This is a genomic window from Streptomyces sp. WAC 04229 (assembly GCF_003947455.1).
Lineage (GTDB): Bacteria > Actinomycetota > Actinomycetes > Streptomycetales > Streptomycetaceae > Streptomyces.
On record NZ_QHJH01000360.1, the window covers coordinates 1 to 2,786 of the forward strand.

At 75.2% G+C, this 2,786-nt stretch carries 2 protein-coding genes; both read left to right on the top strand.

What is annotated here, in order from left to right; genetic code table 11:
- A partial coding sequence (locus DMH12_RS38065; protein WP_399190278.1) for an IucA/IucC family protein occupies positions 1 to 1,967 on the top strand: 1,967 nt, incomplete at its 5' end.
- A gap of 91 nt (positions 1,968 to 2,058) precedes the next feature.
- Positions 2,059 to 2,715, top strand: coding sequence for a GNAT family N-acetyltransferase (locus DMH12_RS38070; RefSeq protein WP_125495813.1), 657 nt, complete (start codon positions 2,059 to 2,061; stop codon positions 2,713 to 2,715).
- The last annotated feature ends 71 nt before the right edge of the window (positions 2,716 to 2,786 follow it).

Sequence of the window (2,786 nt, forward strand, 5' to 3'; positions counted from 1 at the left end):
GTACCCCTCCGCCCGCCCCCACCCCACCTGCCGCCCTGGCCACGAGGGCGGTCCCCGCCACGAGACCGGCGATCGCCGCGGTGCCGGCAGCGCCTGCTGTTGCGCCAACGCCCGGTGTGCCGCCGATGCCTGGTGAGCCGGCAACGCGTGATGTGCCGCCCGCGCCTGGTGTGCCGGCAACGCCTGATGTCCCGTTGGCGGGCCACCACGCCGTAGCCCAGGCGGCCTCCGTCGAGAACCTGCTCCGCTGCTGGGTCCGCGAGGCCGGCCTGGACGTTCCGGACGACGGCGTCCTGCACATCCCGCTCCCCGCCTCCGGCTCCGCCCTGGCCGTTCCCGTTCGCTACCGGTCCCCCACCGGATTCCACCGCTTCGGCCTCCCGAGGCCGGCCGGCGCCCCGGCCTCGGCGCCGCCCGTGGACGCGGTCACGCTCGCCGCGCTGCTCGCGCGGGAGTCGTCCGGCGGCCCTGGACCCGACGGCACCGACCTCGTCGCGCGCGTGGCCGACTCCGCCCGCCGCACCGCCGTATTCCTCCGCGACCGCGAGGCAAGCCCCGACGGGGACTCCCCGGCCGAAGCCGGCACCGACCTGTTCCTCGCCGCCGAGCAGGCGCTCCTCCTGGGGCACCCGCTGCATCCCACCCCCAAGAGCCGTGAGGGCCTCACCGAGGCGGAGACCCGGCGGTACTCACCCGAACTGCGCGGCTCCTTCCCCTTGCACTGGGTGGCCGTCGCCCCGTCCCTCCTCGCCACCGACTCGGCCTGGACCGAGCGCGGCCGCCGGGTCACGGCGCCCGACCTCACCGTCCGCCTGGCGGGGGACGGGCCGGTGCCGCCGGACGGATACGCGCTCCTGCCCCTGCATCCCTGGCAGTTCCGGGCCGTTCAGCACCGCCCCACGACCGCCGCGCTGCTGGACGCCGGGCTGCTCAGGGACCTCGGTGCCGGGGGCGCCCCCTGGCATGCCACATCCTCGGTGCGGACCGTCCACCGCACCGGCGCGCCCGCCATGCTGAAGCTCTCGCTGGCCCTGCACGTCACCAACTCCCGCCGCGAGAACCTCCGCAAGGAACTCCACCGCGGCGTCGAGGTCCACCGGCTGCTGCGCGGCGGACTGTCCCGCCAGTGGCAGGCCGTCCACCCGGACTTCGACATCGTCCGAGACCCGGCCTGGCTCGCCGTCGACGGGCCGGACGGCGGTCCCGTGCGCGGACTCGACGTGGTCGTCCGGCACAACCCCTTCCGGCCCTCGGACGACGTGTCCTGCGTGGCCGGCCTCGTCGCGCCGCGGCCGCACGCGCGGGTGGACGGCTCCGGCGGGCCGGAGGACCACGACGCCGACGCCCCCGGCTCCCGGCTGGCCGGTCTCGTCACCCGACTCGCCCGGCGGACCGGCCGCACGCGCGGGGCCGTCGCCGCCGAGTGGTTCCTGCGCTACCTCCACCACGTCGTACGTCCCGTCCTGTGGCTGGACGCGCACGCGGGGATCGCCCTGGAGGCGCACCAGCAGAACACGCTCCTGCTGCTGGACGCCGACGGCTGGCCCGCCGGCGCCCGCTACCGCGACAACCAGGGCTACTACTTCCGGGAGTCCCACCGCGCGGTACTCGACGCCCGGCTGCCGGGCATCGGCGAGCGGAGCGACACGTTCGTCGCCGACGCCGTCGCCGACGAGCGCTTCGCGTACTACCTCGCGGTGAACAACGTGTTCGGGCTCATCGGTGCCTTCGGCTCCCAGCGCCTCGCCGACGAAGCACTGCTGCTCGCCGCCTTCCGACGGTTCCTGAGCGGGTCGGCCCCGGGCTCCGCCCCGCCGGGCGGCTCACTTCCGGCGCGGCTGCTCGACTCGCCGGTCCTGCGCTGCAAGGCGAACCTCCTGACCCGGCTGCGCGGACTCGACGAACTCGTCGGCCCGGTGGACACCCAGTCCGTCTACGTCACCATCGCCAACCCGCTGCACGCCTGAGCAGGGCGCCGTTCCCGACTCCAGTCCGTCCAGCCGTCCAGCCCATCCGCCCCCTCCCCTCCGTCCCCTCCGTCCCCGAAGGAGCGAACCCTTGGTTTCCACCGATGCGAGCGCCGACGACACCCTCGACCTGCACCTTCCCGCGGAGTTCGTCGCCCTCTACGGGAGGACGGGGGACGGCCTGCTCGGCCGGGTCGCCGACTGGGGCCCGGCCGACACACCCGCGGGCGTGTTCCACCTGGTGCCCGTCCACGCCGAGCGGGACGTTCCGCTCATCGCCCGCTGGATGAACGACCCCGCCGTCGCCGCGTACTGGGATCTGACCGGGCCGCCGGTCGTGACGGAGGACCACGTGAGGGCGCAGCTCACCGGCGACGGACGCAGCGTCCCGTGCCTCGGCGTGCTCGACGGGGTGCCGATGAGCTACTGGGAGATCTACCGGGCCGACCTCGACCCGCTGGCCCGGTACTGTCCCGTCCGGCCGCAGGACACCGGTCTCCACCTGCTGATCGGCGACGGCGCCGACCGCGGGCAGGGCATCGGGACCACGCTCATCCGGGCCGTCACCGACCTCGTCCTCGCCGCACGGCCCGCCTGCACGCGGGTCCTCGCCGAACCCGACGTCCGCAACGCGCCCTCCGTCGCGGCGTTCCTCGGCGCCGGGTACCGGTACTCCGCCGAGGTCGACCTGCCCACCAAGCGGGCCGCCCTCATGATCCGCGAACGGGCTCCACGCGTGGCACCGTGAAGCGCGGACCCGCCCCCCTGGGGCCGCATCCCCCCGTAGGCCAGTCGCCCGTACCGGAGGCACTCTTGCCC